Raw genomic sequence first — 15805 nt, forward strand, 5'->3', positions numbered from 1 at the left:
AGGTTAGTCTATGAATATTTTAGCTTTTGGTGAGGTAATGTTGCGTTTGACTGTTGAAGATAAAATGATGCTTGAGCAAAATGATCATTTAACAATGTCAACAGTTGGAACCGGAGTTAACTTGCTGAGTAGTTTGGCTCATTTTGGTTATGACACATCGCTATTAACTGTCTTGCCAGACAATCCAATTGGTAAAAAAGCCGCAGCCGATATTCGGAAATTGGGTATTGCTGATAAAAATATTATTTATCGTGGGAAAAGCCTAGGCAGTTTCTTTGTTGAATTAGGTCAAGGTGCCAGACCACAACGAGTGACATATCAGGATCGTTTATCGAGTGCGTTTTGTCAGATGAACGCTGATGATTATGACTTTGAGAGAGCACTGGTTGGTGTTGATATTGTTCATATTTGTGGCATTGCCTTGAGTTTGAACCGCCAAACTAGAACGGCAGCTTTGAAACTTGCTCAAGTTGCCCATGAACGCCATAAGACAGTTTGTTTCGATTTCAATTATCGAATGAGTCTTAACGAAGATAACAATCATGAAACGATGAAGAAACGTTATCAAAAAATCTTGCCGTTCGTTGATATTGCTTTTGGTAGTCAACGCGATTTAACAGACTTACTCGACTATCAAGTTGAAGATGAAACAAAATTATATCAACAATTTTGCCACGATTATCAAATTAATTTCTTTGCAGGAAGTCAGCGCAGTTTTCAAGATGGTAAAAAATATTTTGCTGGTTTCTTGTTCCATCATGACAAAATTTATCGTTCTGCAGCCAAAGAGTTAACGATTCTTGATCGTATTGGAAGTGGTGATGCTTTTGCTAGTGGCGTTTTGGCAGGGTTGATAGAAAAATGGGACTTTGAAGATATTCTTGAGTTTGCGATTGCTAATTCGATTTTGGCGCAGGCTGCAATGAATGATGCACCGATTTTTAGTAAGGCTGACGTTTTCAATTATGTTGATAGTGAAGGTCGCAACGATTTAATTAGGTAGCCGTCTCCAGAGCCGAGAAACATTCACAGGCTGTGAGGACCGGTCTGAGCCAAGGTCTCAGGCCTCGATTTGAAGCCTCGCAAGTTCAGCGGGTCTTCAAATACGTCCGGTGGTGTAAGGGCTAAAGCCCTAACGCCACTTTCACTGCCAGTGAATATTTCTCGGCTCTTCCGACTAATGAAATAGACTTTTAAGAGTAGTTTTAGATTTAAATTGAAACTAAAAAAGATAATAAAATACCCTTAACTGCGAATTTAACATCGCTGTTAAGGGTATTTGTGTTTAATTTAAAGGCGTTTAGTTTCCTTCAACTCCGCCGAGTTGTTTATCAAAATCATCTTTTGGTTGATCGTAATCAACTAAATGTAAATCGGCATGTAAAGCATAGAGAAAGTCGAGGAATGCTGAATTAACACCTAACTCATCGAGTTCTGCTAGTGACATTTGATAACGAATTGAGTTTTCCTGACCTAGTTCAACTTTTTGAACCCACTTTGGATCACGGATTGATTCACGACCGATGGCGGTAAAATCGATACCCGCGTTGATTAATTTTTCAGCATCGGCTGGTTTTTCAACTGAACCGACGGAAATTATTGGCAAACGTCCGTTAACGGCATTTTTAATTTTAAGAATAATAGGCTCATCATCGGATTTATCATTTAAAGAAGTCCGCCATGCGTAGCCCATAGAAACGTGCAGATAGTTGATAGGTTGGTCAGCTAAAACGTCAATGAATTTCAAAGTATCGTCTAATCTGATACCTGGTTCTTCAATTTCTTCTGGAGAAATACGATAGCCTACGATGAATTTATCAGCTGCATACTTTTCGACAGCATCGTGAACACTCTTAATAACTGCCAGTGGGAAACGCATACGATTCTCTAAGCTGCCGCCCCATTTGTCTGTTCGACGATTAGAGTGGGGTGAGAAAAATTGTTGCATTAAGTAAGTATTGGCACCGTGTAATTCAATGCCATCAAAACCAGCTTGAATAGCACGGCGAGTTGCTTGACCAAAGTCATCAATAATTTGTTCGATTTCAGCTTCAGTTAACTTACGCGGAGTTTCGGCATTTGGACGTAATGCTGCCACAGCACTAGCAGAAACAGGTTGAACGCCACGTAAAATTTTAGAGTTGGACATCCGACCAGCGTGGAAAATTTGTAAAATGGCTTTCGTACCATTTTGTTTAACTGTGCTAGCAAGTTTCTTAAGACCGGGCATGAATTTATCACTAGCGACAGAAGGTTCACCTTCGAAACCTTTACCATCATCAGAAACATTCATTGTAGGAATAATGAACATACCAACGCCACCAGTATGAATATCAAAATAACGCAATTCATCTTGGGAAACAGCACCATTCTCCAGTGCAGCAGCCTCAGTCATTGGTGGAATGACAATGCGGTTTTTAATTGTTACACCATTTTTGAAAGTATATGGTTTCAAAAAGTTATATTTTTCTGTCATAAGACAATTCCTCGTTTCTAAAAGTTTCAACGAAGTCATTGTAAATGGTTCTGTGCTAGAATCATAGTACGCACTATTTGGTAACTAGGGGGGTGCCGCCTCCGGTTTCAAACAGTAAAGCCTGCTGTGGGACCGCCCGGAGCCAAGGTCTCCGAGCTCGATTTTGAGCCCTGCAAAAACCGCAAGTCTCAAAATACGTCCTGTGGAGTAAGAGCTAAAGCTCCAACTCCACTATCACTGCAGGCTTTACTGTTTGAAACCTCCGGCTAATGTAACTTGATAGTTAATAATAGATATAACTAGAGTTTTAAAGAATAAAATTAGTTCAAAGACCATGAAAAATACTCTATTACTATAAAATAATAAATTGTATTTCCAATGGAATTCGAAACAATTAATTAACTAGTTTCTGTTAGCAAGAAATTTTGGCAGCAGTGCAGGTGGCGTTAGTGCTTTAGCACTTACGCCACGGGACGAGATTTGAAATTCGCGTACTTTGCGAAGTTCAAAATCGAGGTTCGAGACCGTATTTTGGCTCGAACCGGTCCCCACAGCAGCCTAAATTTCTTGCTAAAAGAGGCGGCTATACTACAAAAACACAGCATATTTAACACAATTAAAAGAGGTTTGATGATGACTGAAAGAAACTATCACATGAGTCTTGATTTGACTCTTTCTGTAATTAATGGGAAATGGAAATCGTTGATTTTGTGCCACTTAGGTAGTCATTCTATGCGTAATGGTGAATTTTTGCGTAAGATTCCTGATATTAGTCAGAAGGTTTTGACTCAACAATTGAATGAATTGGTTAACGATAAGATTGTTCAAAAAATTACTTTTCCAGGTTTACCGTTGCATGTTGAATATTCGTTAACTGATGAGGGCAAATCTTTGCGAAAGGTTTTAATTGATATGTCAGTTTGGGGTGAACATCACGCTGATAAATTAAATGCTGATGGGCAAAATGTTTCGTTTTCGAGTGATAATTATCGTGGTTATACTAAAATTCAGACACCAAAAAAGGAAGTTGATCAGCGTATGGCTGAATAACTTCCTTTTTTTCTACTCGAACGGATCTTGCATTTGAGAGATATAAGCAGTGATTCGTTTAGTATAACTGGTATTTTTGAATAAATTGTCATTTTCAGTTTGTAGCTCACTCAAATTATCCGTTATAACGCCGTCGGCTCCCATGAAAATCATTCGATCCATGGATTCTTCGTCGTTGGCAGTCCAAGCAAAGACTTTCTTTTGTTGTAAATGGGCATTGTCGATGAATGATTGATTCAAGGTTGTGTACTCCATTGTAAAAGCATTGGCATTGGTGAATGGAACGCCGAAAAGATTGAACGGTAAAATATAACTTGTAGTGATATTTGGCATTAAGTTCTTAGTTTGTTCAATATAGTTATAGTTTAAGGAGTGAACCATGTCTTTATTCTTCAATAGTTGCTTTTGATATTTCTTAGCAAATAATTTAACAAAATCCTTTTTATTTCCAGGAACTGATTTTAGCTCGACTAAAAGTTTTTGATGCAAGCGTGTTGAAGTTGCTAGGTAATCATCAAAACTAGCAATATGAGTTGTTTTGCCATTTTCATAAATTTGGGTTTGTTTAAGTTCATCTAAGGTCATTTGACTCGGACGTTTGTTGATACCAGCGAGTGCTTTCAAGGTATTGTCATGGAAGACGACAAACTGATGGTCTTTCGTTTCCTGAATGTCCATTTCAATATAATCAGGTTTTTCCTTAGCTGTTGCCTCAAGTGACTGGATAGTATTTTGGACACCATTGCCATCGTCAACACCACGGTGGGAAATGGTTACAGGTGGTGATAGCAACCAATCATTGAAGTAAAACGTATCATAGCCAACGAACGATAGAATAACGGCTGCACCCAAAATACCCCAGAACCATTTGTGACTACGGTGATTTTTCTTAGGATAGAAGTAGTGCGTATGTGTATGGCTGAGTAAAATTAACACAGAAATGGCTGAAGCATACAAACTGACAGCGTAATTTAGTAATTGAATAATCGTCATGTTGATGACAGCCATTGGAAAATCAATAACTTTTAAGAACGAAACATTGTCAATAATAGCTTGCAGTCCTAAAAAGATACCGGTAGAGACCATGACAAAAACTGTGACGCCACCAATCAAAATTAGGAAGATTCCTAAATAGTATAGTAGTTTTCCACGAGTCATATTCCAACTGCGAATGATGGCATCTTTAATATCTTTATTTTCGAAAATCATTAAAGGTAAAACAAACAGCCAACGTAATCCAATATAAAAAATAACAATATAAATTACTACCAGTAATGCGCCTAAAGGTAAGTGCTCTTGAAAAAGCCAATCAATGATAAATTGCGGAATTTTAACTTTGCTTAAGAGACTTGATGACATGCCTAAACTGCCAAAGGGTGTAATAATCAAAAAGTACAATAAGAAGAATCCAAAAGCCTTAAATGGCAGTCCAAATAGATTTTTACTAACACTCTTAAGGTAATCCCACCAACCGAGACTGGCGTTTGATTTAATAGCTTGGAAACTAACCAGCATTAGTGTGAATTGTGCGAAGACTAGTAGCAGCAAAATTAGTAAGACTAAAATCAGTCCCACGACCACCAGCGGTTTATGCATGATTAGAGCCATGGCGTTGCTGTAAGAAATGTAGTTTACATTTCCTAAATAGTTAATGCCATTTGCCATATAGTTCAATATAGGAACTAAAATAAAATTAATAATTAATTGAATCAAAATAATGATTTGACTGTATTTCCAAAAATATTTCCAGAAATTACGGTTTTGTTTACGAAATTCGTTCAATGACCCCATATTTTTATATCCCCTCTGTTTCTACTATATAATACATAAATATGAGCAATTAGGAAGATATAAATAATTATCTAAAAGTTATTTTAAAAGAAAAGAGTGAGAAATTTATGGATATGCATTTGAACCACCAGCCATTTATGGCAATTAAGAATGGTACTAAAACAATTGAAATTCGTTTGAATGATAAAAAACGGTCGCAATTAAAAGTAGGTGATCAGATTCAATTCACTGATTTATTGACAGATGAAACGATTATGACCGAGATTTTAGAATTGGAGCGGTTTAAAACATTTAGAGATTTGTTTCAAAAGTATTCGGGAACTGTGATTGGAAGTCCTGAAACTGAAACAATTGCGGAATTAGATCAAGAAAATCAGGAAATCTATTCACGACAAATGGAGCAGAAGTATGGGGCTCTGGCTATTCGGGTTAAATTGATAGATTAAAAAGGACTCTGAATCAAAATTCGGAGTCTTTTTTTAAATCCACTTATTCTTCTCAGCCACATTCAAAGCTTCAATCCGCGATGAAGTCCCCGTTTTACTAAGAATTGAAGAAATATAATTTCTAACTGTTCCTTCTGATAAAAAGACCGCCTTTGACTTCCTACTAGTTTAACGGTGAGAGAATATCTGATTTTTAGATGTGATTAAGGTAAATATTCTAATTTCAAAGTCAACTTCTACAAACCTTGTTAGATAAGGAAATTCATAATAAATAATTAATTTTTAGTTAGAATATCTAATCAAAAAGTGCTGACAGACGGATTTAATCTTTCATTTCCAATTTTTTTACAACCGCGCATATTGAACTGAATGTGTAGTGGACACTTTTCTTCTAATTTATTAAAGCAGAATATCTGATATCATGCCTTATAGACAAGCAATTAAGGAGTAAAAATTATGGATCGTCCCAAAATTAATGAAGATTATTTAGAATCAGCGTCGTTTTTTGATATTTTTAATGAAGAAGATTATTTTTTGACCACTAAACGGATTGAAGGGGAGTTTGTTGAGCAACAAATTATTCGTCATCCCATTATTGAACAGACGATTTTTGAACACGTAACATTTAGTGAATGTGATTTCGACAAGTTGGAATTAACTGATGTTATTTTTAAAGGCTGTGATTTGTCCAATTGTCTATTAACTGAGGCTAGTTTGTATCGAGTTGAATTTCATAATTGTAAGATGATTGGGGTTAATTTTGATAAGTCGTACTTCAATAATGTTGTTTTTGACAATTGTTTACTCGATTTGGCAAATATTAACCAAGCTAATCTCAAAGAGTCTAATTTCAAAGCAAGCAGTTTAAAAGATGTTAGTTTTAACGATAATAAATTGAAGCAAGTCGTGTTTGACGATTGTGACTTAAATAAAATGACTATTCTCAATACCAAATTAAAAGGTATTGATTTCAGTTCATGTCGATTTGAAACTATTGATATTGAAGAATTTGGAATTAAAGGTTTGAAAGTTAATGCTGATCAAGCAACCTTTTTGGCACGATATTTTCTAGGAATCAAGGTATCTTATTAACGAGATATCTTTTTTTATTTTCTTCTAGTTGACAAATGTAAACTTTAACGATAATATAATGAACGTAGATTACACTTGTAAACGAGAAAAGGGGATAACAAAATGGCAAGAATTTTAGTGTTACTTATCTGTTTAGCAATGATTGGTTTTATTTTCTGGTGGTTCTTCGGTAAACACGAAGTCGCTAGTGCTACAGCAGATGTGGCTGATAATAAGCAAAGTGTTGATGTTGAGGTTAAAGGTGGATACTCACCAGAAGTTGTGACTTTGAAGAAGGGTGTTCCAGCAACTTTGAACTTTACGAGAAAAGATGCTTCTAGTTGTTTGGACCGAGTTGTCTTTTCTGATTTTGGTATCAACAAAGAATTACCACAAAATGAACAACAATCAATTGAGATTGATACTAGTAAAGCTGGTGAGTATCAATGGGCCTGTGGAATGGACATGTTCCATGGAAAAGTAATCGTTAAGTAGGTTGCCGTCTCCAGAGCTGAGAAAAATAGTTACTGGCTGTGCGGACCGGCGTGAGCCAAGGTCTCATGCCTCGGTTTGAAGCCTCGCAAAGTACGCGAGTCTCCAAACACGCCCGGTGGTGTAAGAGCTAAAGCTCTAACGCCACTTTCACTGCCATTAACTATTTTCTCAGCTCTTCCGACTAGTTGGTTTGTTGAATAGAAATGATTTTTATATTAAACAAAGTCGGTATTTAAATTGATTACATGTATTTAGTTGAACTTGAGTAGTTGAGGGGGAATTAGTATGACTATCACAAAACGTTTTTGGATTTCGTTGATTTTTTCTATTCCAATGTTGATTGGAATGATCTTGATGCCTTTTGGAATTATGGTTCCGGGTAGTGAGTGGATTCAGTTTCTTTTGACAACTGTCGTTATGGGAGTGGCAGCTCGTCCGTTCATGGATAGTGCTTGGTCTTCATTTAAGAAGCACCATTCAAATATGGATACATTGGTCGCTATTGGTACTGCTACCGCATATATTTACAGTATCTACGCCATGTTTACTCATCAAGCAGTCTTCTTTGAAAGTGCGGCCTTCGTTGTAACGTTTGTTTTACTAGGACAAGTTTTTGAAGAAAGAATGCGTAACAATGCTTCAAATGCGATTGAAAAATTAGTTGATTTACAGGCTAAAGATGCCGAAGTTATGCGCAATGGTCAATTGGTTCGTGTACCGTTATCTGAAATTGTGGCTGGAGATGTGATTCGTGTTAAACCTGGTCAAAAAATTGCGGTCGATGGTGTAATCACCGAAGGTAATTCAACTGTTGATGAATCAATGGTTACTGGTGAAAGTATGCCTGTTGCTAAAAATATCGGTGACAAAGTTATCGGTTCAACAATGAATAGTAACGGAACTTTTATGTTCAAAGCTGAAAAAGTTGGTTCTGATACGATGCTTTCACAAATTGTTGAATTGGTTAAAAAAGCGCAAAATAGTCACGCTCCAATTCAGAATTTAACCGATAAAGTATCGGAAATTTTCGTACCGCTAGTGTTGAGTTTATCAATTCTCACATTTACTGTTTGGTATGTATTCTTAGGCGCATCAGTTGCTACAGCCTTGATCTTCGCTGTATCAGTGCTTGTCATCGCCTGTCCATGTGCGTTAGGTTTAGCGACACCAACAGCCTTGATGGTAGGGACTGGTCGTGGTGCCAAAATGGGTATCTTGATTAAGAATGGTGAAGTTTTGGAAGATGTTAACGATGTTACAACAGTTGTTTTCGATAAGACTGGAACTATCACCAAAGGTAAGCCTGAAGTAACTGATATTATCGGTGATGAAAAACAAGTGTTAACGATTGCCGCTGCGTTGGAAGAATCTTCGGAACATCCTTTGGCTGCAGCTATTTTGGATAAGGCTCAAGCTGAACAAATTCAAGCTGCCACAGTTTCAAATTTCCAAGCTATCGAGGGTAAGGGTGTTTCTGCCACAATTAACCAACAACAAGCCTTTGTTGGAAATGATAAGTTATTAAATGAGATAAAAATTGATTCAGAATTAAATAAACAGATGATTCGCCTGCAAGATGAAGCTAAAACAGTCGTCTTTGTTGGAGTGGATCAACGGATTGTTGGTTTGATTGCGATTCAGGATGCTCCTAAGGAGACTTCTAAAGAAGCGATTGCTACGTTGAAAGCTCGTGGATTAAGAACCGTAATGTTGACTGGTGATAACGAACGGGTTGCCAAAGCAATTGCCCAAGATGTTGGGATTGATGAAGTTATCGCAGATGTTTTACCTGGTGATAAAGCTGACCACGTTGAAGCTTTACAAAAAGCTGGTAAGGTTGCCTTTGTTGGTGATGGTATCAATGATGCACCTGCTTTAACAATGGCTGACGTCGGAATTGCCATGGGTTCAGGAACGGATATTGCAATTGAATCTGGTGGAATTGTTTTGATGAAGAATGACCTTCGGGACGTTGCAAAAGCTTTGGAATTGAGTAAGAAGACGTTCAATCGTATCAAACTCAACTTGTTCTGGGCCTTTGTCTACAACGTTTTAGGTATTCCAGTCGCTGCCGGAATTTTCTACACTTTCGGATTAACACTCAGTCCGGAGTTAGCTGGATTCGCAATGGCATTCAGTTCATTGTCAGTTGTGACAAGTTCAGTGCTTTTAAATAAAGCTAAAATTTCTGGAGATGTAAAAACTGCATAATAAAAGGGACTTCCAATGATGGAGGTCCCTTTTTTATGATTAAATTTAATGTTTATTTTTGAAAATAAAAAATTTCGATAAGATGTAGTTACCAACAATTGCCAAAATTTGACCGACAACTTTGGAACCAGTACCGTTAGCGCTGAGTAAGGAAATTCCAACCCAGAGTGTGGCTGTTTCAATCAAGAAAGTTAAAATTCTTGTCCCATAGAAGGCCAACATTTCTCTAAAAGCGGTGTTTGATTTGTGACGGAAGACAATGATTCGGTCAACCCAAAATCCGACTTGAACGCCCAAGAACCAAGCAACAATATTAGCAAATTGATAATTCAAATGCATTGTGTGATATAAAAGGAAGAATGTCCCAAAGTTTACGACAACTGATAGTAATCCCCAAAGTAGGTAGCGAACGGCTTCCTTACCGGTGCTATCTGCAATTACTGGTGTTTCTTCAGAATTAAAAACAGTTCCAGCATCATTAATACCCTCTGAAACATCATCAATAACTTTTGTTAGTGGACTTTCTTCGTTAAGATCTGTTTTCTTATTCATAATAATTATTTCTCCCAAATTTAAAGCCTATAACTTTATATTAAACCTTTTTAGCCGGTCTATAACAATAAAAATGCCGCCGTAAGAGCTGAAAATTAAGTTTGACTATATGGCCGCTTATGGGAGCAAGATATCAATAGTGGTTAATTACATAGAATTATTAATTGGATTTACGTGTGGTGCTAGTTAAATATGTCACTTCCAAGAGCAAGAAATTTAGGTCGCTATGGGGACCGGTTCGAGCCAAAGGGCGGTCTCGAACCTCGATTTTGAACCTCGCATAAACCGCGAGTTTCAAAACTCGTCCCGTGGTGTAATGGCTAAAGCCATTACACCACCTACACAGCGACCTAAATTCTTGTTCTTTCCAGCTAGTTTTTTGTAAATAAACGGTAATCTTTTAGTTTTACCATAATTACCTAAAGAATAAGCTATATCCATACTTTGAATTTAATAAATCACACAATGAATTAACTAGCACCACGAGTATTGGACTTGTATTATTAGGGAAATAGATTATCAAAGTAGGTTGGATTCAAAATTATTATTTTTCTGATTTTAACCGACGTTTTTTCCAATATTCTTTACCATAGTAAACACCGTAGCAAAGAACTAGAAACGGAATCATATAAAAGAGAGCCGAACGTTGGTTGGGGTCAAAAACTATTAGCACACATGATAAAAGACTCATGATGAACGCTGCCCACGGAACGACTGGATACCATGGCGTTTTGAATTTTAATTCTGAGAGTGAGTGGCCTGACTTGAGAAAGCTTTTCCGAAAATTGATTTCGGATAGAGCAATTGCCATCCAAACGATAACGACTGCTAGTCCAGAAATAGAAACTAAGACCAGATATACAGTGGATGCTGCAATGACACTGGAAACTAAGGCGAGGATACCGCCGACCATACTTAGACAAAGTGCAATCATGGGGACGTCTCGGGAATTAGTTTTGGCATATTTCAACGGAATCATGCCTTCATTAGCTAGTGACCACAACATTCTAGTTGAAGCGTATAGGCCGGAGTTGGCAGCTGATAAAATAGCCGTTAGGACGACAAAATTCATTAAATCACCAGCAAATGGCAAACCGATACTTTTGAAAACTAAGACGAATGGACTTTGATTGACACCAGCTTTTTGCCAAGGAATCAAAGCAGACATGACGACGATACTGCCGATAAAGAAGATGATCAACCGGATTAAAGTCGTGTGAATGGCTCGAGGAATGTTTTTACCAGGATCTTTGGTTTCGCCCGCTGTGACGCCGATTAGTTCTGTTCCAGAAAAGGCAAAGTTAACGGTTAACATTGTTGTGAAGACCGCTTTGAAACCATTTGGAAAGAGTCCATCTTTAAATAAATTCGTAAACATAGGAGCTTGGGTCGTGCCCTTGATATGAATGACACCGAAGATTGCTAGAAAACCGATTATGATAAATAAAATGATAGCGATGACTTTAATGCTAGAAAACCAAAATTCCGTCTCAGCAAAAAAACGGACTGATAGTGCATTTGATATAAAAATTACGGCCATAAATAAAGCACTCCAAATCCAGGTTGGTGAATGAGGAAACCACTGTTGCATAATTAAGCCAGCGGCCGTAAATTCGGAACCTAGTGCGACGGTCCATGTGAGCCAATAAAGGATGGCAACTGTAAAACCAGTTCCTGGGCCGATATATTTGTCAGCGTAAACGTGAAATGAACCAGTTTCTGGCATAGCAACCGATAGTTCTCCGAGACAAAGCATAACTAAGTAAACGACCACTGCACCGATACCGTAAGCTAAAATTGTCCCAACAGGACCAGCCTCATGAATTGTGTAACCAGAGCTTAAAAAGAGTCCCGTTCCAATAACGCCCCCGAGAGAAATCATAAATAAGTGCCGTGACTCCATATTGCGTTTTAATTTAATATGCGTATTTTCTTTATCTTCCATAGACTTAGCACCCTTGTATCATAGATTAAATTAGAATGAAATTAAAAAAGTTTAATTTGTATGATAGACTACATGATAATAGATGGCAAGTTAGTTAAAATTTTGGGAGATGGCCAGATGAGTGATTTGATAGCAACAGATTTGAAATATCGTAAAGGTTTAGTTGTTGATGGGGCGATGGCAACTGAATTGGAAAAACGTGGCGTTGATACAAGTAGTGACCTTTGGTCAGCAACTGCTTTGATTGATCATCCCGATGAAATTATTGCTGTCCACAAAAGTTATTTTGAAAATGGGGCTGATGTGGCGACAACAAATACTTATCAAGCAAATGTCTCCAAGTTTATGGAATTAGGGTGGAGCGAGTCAGAAAGTGAAGCGTTAATTGTTAAAGCGGTTGAATTAGCAAGGACTGCATGTGATGAATATTATGGGAGTTTGTCAGATGATGAACGTAAAAAAAGAGCCCCAGACCCATTGATTGCCGGAAGTGTTGGCCCTTATGGTGCCTATTTAGCTGATGGTAGTGAATATCGAGGAGACTACAACTTGACTAAAGCTGAGTTTCAAGAATTTCATTATTCACGGATGCAACTACTGGATCAAGCTGGAGTAGACTTATTTGCATTTGAAACACAGCCCAATTTTGATGAAGCTAATGCGTTAGTTGATTTGTTGATGGATAAATTTCCTAAGCAACAAGCTTGGTTGACGTTTAGCGTTAAAGATGAAGAAACTTTGTGCGATGGAACTTCCTTAGCTGAGGCAGTTAAATACTTCAATGGTGCCGATCAAATTTCCGCAATTGGGGTTAACTGCACAACCTTAGAAAATATTAATGAAATTATTCGTAATATTCATCAAGTAACTGATAAACCTATTATTGTTTATCCTAATAATGGTGATATTTATGATCCAGAAACAAAAACGTGGCAAGCTAATCCCCAGGCAGATACTTTTAAAGACTTAGTTCCAGAGTGGTTAGATGCTGGTGCTAAATTGATTGGTGGTTGTTGTCGAACAACACCGTCAGATATAAAAGAAATAAGCAATTTTATCAATTAAATATTCCGATACCATATATAGTGTTTTTGTGATGCTTTAATACCATATGTTCCATGTGAAACAAATTGGTGCCAAAAGGGCCGATAATTTCAATTTTTTGATTGAGATTATCGGCCCTTTTTTAATGAACTTAATAGTTAGCAAACCGTGTCTAGACTGATAATGTGCTATATTTATGGTGATTAAAAATGAGGGGGGGCCAATACTATGAGCCTAATGGTTTCGACCTTTGTATTGATTTTGGCAGCAGTTGTCAGTATTTTCGTGTCACAAATCTTTTCCAAAATTTCAGTAAATTACATCAGCATGATTATTGGAGTGGGATTATTTCTGATTCCTAGCTTAGGGAGTCATGTTGAAAATTTCGATTCCGATATTTTTATCGGAATGATTGTCGCACCACTGCTGTTTTTTGAGGGACAAGCAACTCGTCTTAATTCGGTGGGTAAAGAATTAAAACATATCGTTCAGACAGCTGTGGCACTAGTTGTCTTATGTTTAGTCTTTGTCGGCTTTGGCGTTCACATTGCAGCAGGTATTAGTCTGCCATTAGCTTTCATTTTGGCAGCTATTAGTACGCCAACCGATGCCACAGCCATGGAGTCTGTGACTAATGGTCTCCAGATGCCTAAAACTGAGGGAACATTTTTGAAGATGGAATCATTATTTAATGATGCTTCCGGAATTATTTTATTGAACATGGGAACTTTATGGTATCTCAACGGTTATATCAACTATCAGGAAACTGTCAGTGATTTTTTGATTTCTGCGGTTGGTGGTGTATTAGTTGGGTTTGCGTTCGCTTGGGTGATGGTTTTGTTTCGTCAGACCTTGGTTCGAACGTCGTATAATTCCTTAAATGCGCAGATATTACTGTATATCGTTGAACCATTTGTTTTGTATTACTTAGCTGAAGAAATTCATATTTCCGGTATTATTGCAGTTGTCTGTGCAGGATTAGTTTCCAACGCCGAATCACAGCGGAGTCGATTAACTAATTCATTGCAGGTTCATTTAGGGAACGATATTCAGAAGATGATTACGGAGATTTTCAATAGTGTTGTTTTTGTTATCTTAGGATTTATGTTTACCAAAATTATTGCTGACGAAAATATTTCGGCAAATTCGCTAACCTGGTTAGGAATAGGGATTCTCTTGTATATTATCAATGTTTTAGTGAGATATGTTTATGGACGAACTCGTTTAAAATTTAACAATTTGTCTGGCTGGATTTTTTCATTGGGCGGGGTTCATGGTGCAGTCACCTTGGCATTGGCTTACACTTTGGCAGAATATCATGTTAAAAATAGTGATTTCAATTTAGTTTTGATGTCAGAGAGCGTTCTCATTATTTTGAGCTTGATCGTACCAACCATTGTTTTCCGATTTATCTTGCCACATGAGGCTCCAGATGAGGAAGTTACGAAAAAAATCACTGAAATTCGCGTTAATATGGTTCACCAAGCGTTGGATGCAGTCAACAAAATGTATTTGCCAGAGAATGTTAAAAATTCAGTTATATTTGATTTGATGGCACAGAAACAACGAACTAGGACGCGGGATTTTGTAAAAGAGTGGATGAAAGTTGTTAAGCATTCTGAATTTACAGGCGATGAAAAAGAATTGGAAATGCGGGCATTTATGAATGCTTTAGGCCAAGAGCGCGTGTATTTAGATATGATCTCGCAAAGTGAAGTTGAATATCAAGATTATATTTTTGAATTATACAATGAAGTTTTGATGGCGGAATCATTGGTAATTGGACCAACGGTTTCAGAAGCTAAGGATGAAGTTGAATAGCTGTACTAAATGACTAGCGTTTATAAGCGCTGGTCTTTTTTTAATTTGTTAGAATGTATCGCGATAACGAAAGATGTTATTGCTTTATTTAGAAATTTAAGAAGATGAGATTATGAAGAAATTAGTAAAAGGTTTATTGTTTTCTTCATTATTAGCATTAAGTGCTGATGGTATGGCCAGTCCTTTGATTACAAAGGCTGCTGATAATTACTATGGATATACTGAAGTTGGAAATTCTGTTGTTAAAGTTAGGGATACTGGGGCACAAATTTATACTGCTTATGGACAACCAACTGGACGCTTTTTGCCAATGGGGTCTGAGTGGAAAACGGATATTGAGAATACTTTGTATGATGGTTCTTACTATGGCATTGGTAATAATGAATTCGTGAAGTCAGTTGATGTTGAATATATGGTAGACAGTGGCTTAAAGGATAATTTGGGTACAGAATCAGCTGGAAATTATGATGGTGTTGCGGTTACTTCGTTAGATGGAGCTGCAGTATATGATTCAACGGGTCATCCCATTGGCAGAACACTACCAGATGGATCTTTATGGAAAATTGATCAAATAAGTAATATTGCCAGTGGAACCTATTATCGTGTTGGTGGTAATGAATATGTTAGTGCAATTGATGTTCGTGTTTACGAAAATACAATTGTTTTTCCAATTAGTCGGGTAATTGCAACTAGAGCTGGTCACCCAGCGCAACTTTATAATAGTAATGATCAACCAATAATTGATCGTGCTTTGGGGCCTAATACTAAATGGTATACCGATGAATATTGTGTTATCGGTGGTGCTGGGTATTATCGTGTTGCGACTGACGAATATGTTTCAATGGCTGATGTGATTGTTTGATTGCCGTCTCCAGAACCGAGAAAAGTTTAACTGGCTATGCG

General features: G+C 37.3%; 13 protein-coding genes and 1 pseudogene. 9 read left to right on the plus strand and 5 right to left on the minus strand.

Annotated elements, in window-relative coordinates; all coding sequences use genetic code 11:
- Nucleotides 1-10: 10 nt before the first annotated feature.
- Entirely contained in the window at nt 11-1003 is a 993-nt protein-coding gene (locus FD31_RS07015; RefSeq protein WP_057892059.1) for a sugar kinase, read from the plus strand.
- Between the two features lie 297 nt (nt 1004-1300).
- Here the strand turns inward: FD31_RS07015 and FD31_RS07020 are convergent, their stop codons facing one another.
- Nucleotides 1301-2476, minus strand: a complete 1176-nt coding sequence (locus FD31_RS07020) for an NADH-dependent flavin oxidoreductase (RefSeq protein WP_057892060.1) — start codon at nt 2474-2476, stop codon at nt 1301-1303.
- 630 nt (nt 2477-3106) lie between these two features.
- Between FD31_RS07020 and FD31_RS07025 the strand changes: the two genes are divergently transcribed.
- The gene (locus FD31_RS07025) at nt 3107-3526 is read left to right on the plus strand and encodes a winged helix-turn-helix transcriptional regulator (protein WP_235805339.1); all 420 of its coding nucleotides are present in this window, start codon (nt 3107-3109) and stop codon (nt 3524-3526) included.
- Between the two features lie 12 nt (nt 3527-3538).
- Here the strand turns inward: FD31_RS07025 and FD31_RS07030 are convergent, their stop codons facing one another.
- The gene (locus tag FD31_RS07030; RefSeq protein WP_057892062.1) at nt 3539-5317 is read right to left on the minus strand and encodes a glycerophosphoryl diester phosphodiesterase membrane domain-containing protein; all 1779 of its coding nucleotides are present in this window, start codon (nt 5315-5317) and stop codon (nt 3539-3541) included.
- Nucleotides 5318-5424: 107 nt separating this feature from the next.
- On the opposite strand from FD31_RS07030, the gene FD31_RS07035 reads away from it, so the two are divergent.
- Nucleotides 5425-5763, plus strand: coding sequence for an ASCH domain-containing protein (locus tag FD31_RS07035; protein WP_057892063.1), 339 nt, complete (start codon nt 5425-5427; stop codon nt 5761-5763).
- A gap of 33 nt (nt 5764-5796) precedes the next feature.
- On the opposite strand, the pseudogene FD31_RS13930 reads toward FD31_RS07035, so the two are convergent.
- Nucleotides 5797-5910: pseudogene (locus tag FD31_RS13930) on the minus strand (DNA-binding response regulator); the annotation flags it as partial.
- 309 nt (nt 5911-6219) lie between these two features.
- Between FD31_RS13930 and FD31_RS07040 the strand changes: the two are divergent.
- From FD31_RS07040 to FD31_RS07050, 3 genes are all read left to right on the plus strand, one after another.
- A complete protein-coding gene (locus tag FD31_RS07040; protein WP_057892064.1) occupies nt 6220-6855 on the plus strand; it encodes a pentapeptide repeat-containing protein in 636 nt (211 codons plus the stop codon).
- Nucleotides 6856-6957: 102 nt separating this feature from the next.
- The gene (locus FD31_RS07045) at nt 6958-7329 is read left to right on the plus strand and encodes a cupredoxin domain-containing protein (protein ID WP_057892065.1); all 372 of its coding nucleotides are present in this window, start codon (nt 6958-6960) and stop codon (nt 7327-7329) included.
- 285 nt (nt 7330-7614) lie between these two features.
- Complete coding sequence (locus FD31_RS07050; protein WP_057892066.1) at nt 7615-9540, plus strand: copper-translocating P-type ATPase; 1926 nt, start codon at nt 7615-7617, stop codon at nt 9538-9540.
- Between the two features lie 45 nt (nt 9541-9585).
- Here FD31_RS07050 and FD31_RS07055 read toward each other — a convergent pair whose 3' ends face one another.
- Together FD31_RS07055 and FD31_RS07060 are read right to left on the minus strand one after the other, a co-directional pair.
- The gene (locus FD31_RS07055; protein ID WP_057892067.1) at nt 9586-10092 is read right to left on the minus strand and encodes a GtrA family protein; all 507 of its coding nucleotides are present in this window, start codon (nt 10090-10092) and stop codon (nt 9586-9588) included.
- Between the two features lie 544 nt (nt 10093-10636).
- The gene (locus FD31_RS07060) at nt 10637-12037 is read right to left on the minus strand and encodes an amino acid permease (RefSeq protein WP_057892068.1); all 1401 of its coding nucleotides are present in this window, start codon (nt 12035-12037) and stop codon (nt 10637-10639) included.
- A 117-nt stretch (nt 12038-12154) separates the two neighbouring features.
- Here FD31_RS07060 and mmuM point away from each other — a divergent pair, with 117 nt between their 5' ends.
- The 3 genes from mmuM (at nt 12155) to FD31_RS07075 (ending at nt 15764) form a co-directional block, all read left to right on the plus strand.
- Nucleotides 12155-13102, plus strand: coding sequence for a homocysteine S-methyltransferase (gene mmuM / locus FD31_RS07065; RefSeq protein ID WP_057892069.1), 948 nt, complete (start codon nt 12155-12157; stop codon nt 13100-13102).
- 207 nt (nt 13103-13309) lie between these two features.
- A complete protein-coding gene (locus FD31_RS07070) occupies nt 13310-14902 on the plus strand; it encodes a cation:proton antiporter (protein WP_057892070.1) in 1593 nt (530 codons plus the stop codon).
- Between the two features lie 112 nt (nt 14903-15014).
- Nucleotides 15015-15764, plus strand: a complete 750-nt coding sequence (locus FD31_RS07075; protein WP_057892071.1) for an SLAP domain-containing protein — start codon at nt 15015-15017, stop codon at nt 15762-15764.
- The last annotated feature ends 41 nt before the right edge of the window (nt 15765-15805 follow it).

Source organism: Companilactobacillus nantensis DSM 16982 (assembly GCF_001435815.1).
GTDB classification, from domain to species: domain Bacteria; phylum Bacillota; class Bacilli; order Lactobacillales; family Lactobacillaceae; genus Companilactobacillus; species Companilactobacillus nantensis.

What these genes read in the sequence shown, in the direction of transcription:
- FD31_RS07025 (WP_235805339.1), top strand. Translation starts at nt 3,107, where the DNA reads ATGATGACTGAAAGAAACTATCACATGAGTCTTGATTTGACTCTTTCT.
- FD31_RS07055 (WP_057892067.1), bottom strand. Translation starts at nt 10,092, where the DNA reads ATGAATAAGAAAACAGATCTTAACGAAGAAAGTCCACTAACAAAAGTT.
- FD31_RS07020 (WP_057892060.1), bottom strand. Translation starts at nt 2,476, where the DNA reads ATGACAGAAAAATATAACTTTTTGAAACCATATACTTTCAAAAATGGT.
- FD31_RS07060 (WP_057892068.1), bottom strand. Translation starts at nt 12,037, where the DNA reads ATGGAAGATAAAGAAAATACGCATATTAAATTAAAACGCAATATGGAG.
- FD31_RS07050 (WP_057892066.1), top strand. Translation starts at nt 7,615, where the DNA reads ATGACTATCACAAAACGTTTTTGGATTTCGTTGATTTTTTCTATTCCA.
- FD31_RS07045 (WP_057892065.1), top strand. Translation starts at nt 6,958, where the DNA reads ATGGCAAGAATTTTAGTGTTACTTATCTGTTTAGCAATGATTGGTTTT.
- FD31_RS07075 (WP_057892071.1), top strand. Translation starts at nt 15,015, where the DNA reads ATGAAGAAATTAGTAAAAGGTTTATTGTTTTCTTCATTATTAGCATTA.
- FD31_RS07030 (WP_057892062.1), bottom strand. Translation starts at nt 5,317, where the DNA reads ATGGGGTCATTGAACGAATTTCGTAAACAAAACCGTAATTTCTGGAAA.
- FD31_RS07035 (WP_057892063.1), top strand. Translation starts at nt 5,425, where the DNA reads ATGGATATGCATTTGAACCACCAGCCATTTATGGCAATTAAGAATGGT.
- mmuM (WP_057892069.1), top strand. Translation starts at nt 12,155, where the DNA reads ATGAGTGATTTGATAGCAACAGATTTGAAATATCGTAAAGGTTTAGTT.
- FD31_RS07015 (WP_057892059.1), top strand. Translation starts at nt 11, where the DNA reads ATGAATATTTTAGCTTTTGGTGAGGTAATGTTGCGTTTGACTGTTGAA.
- FD31_RS07040 (WP_057892064.1), top strand. Translation starts at nt 6,220, where the DNA reads ATGGATCGTCCCAAAATTAATGAAGATTATTTAGAATCAGCGTCGTTT.
- FD31_RS07070 (WP_057892070.1), top strand. Translation starts at nt 13,310, where the DNA reads ATGAGCCTAATGGTTTCGACCTTTGTATTGATTTTGGCAGCAGTTGTC.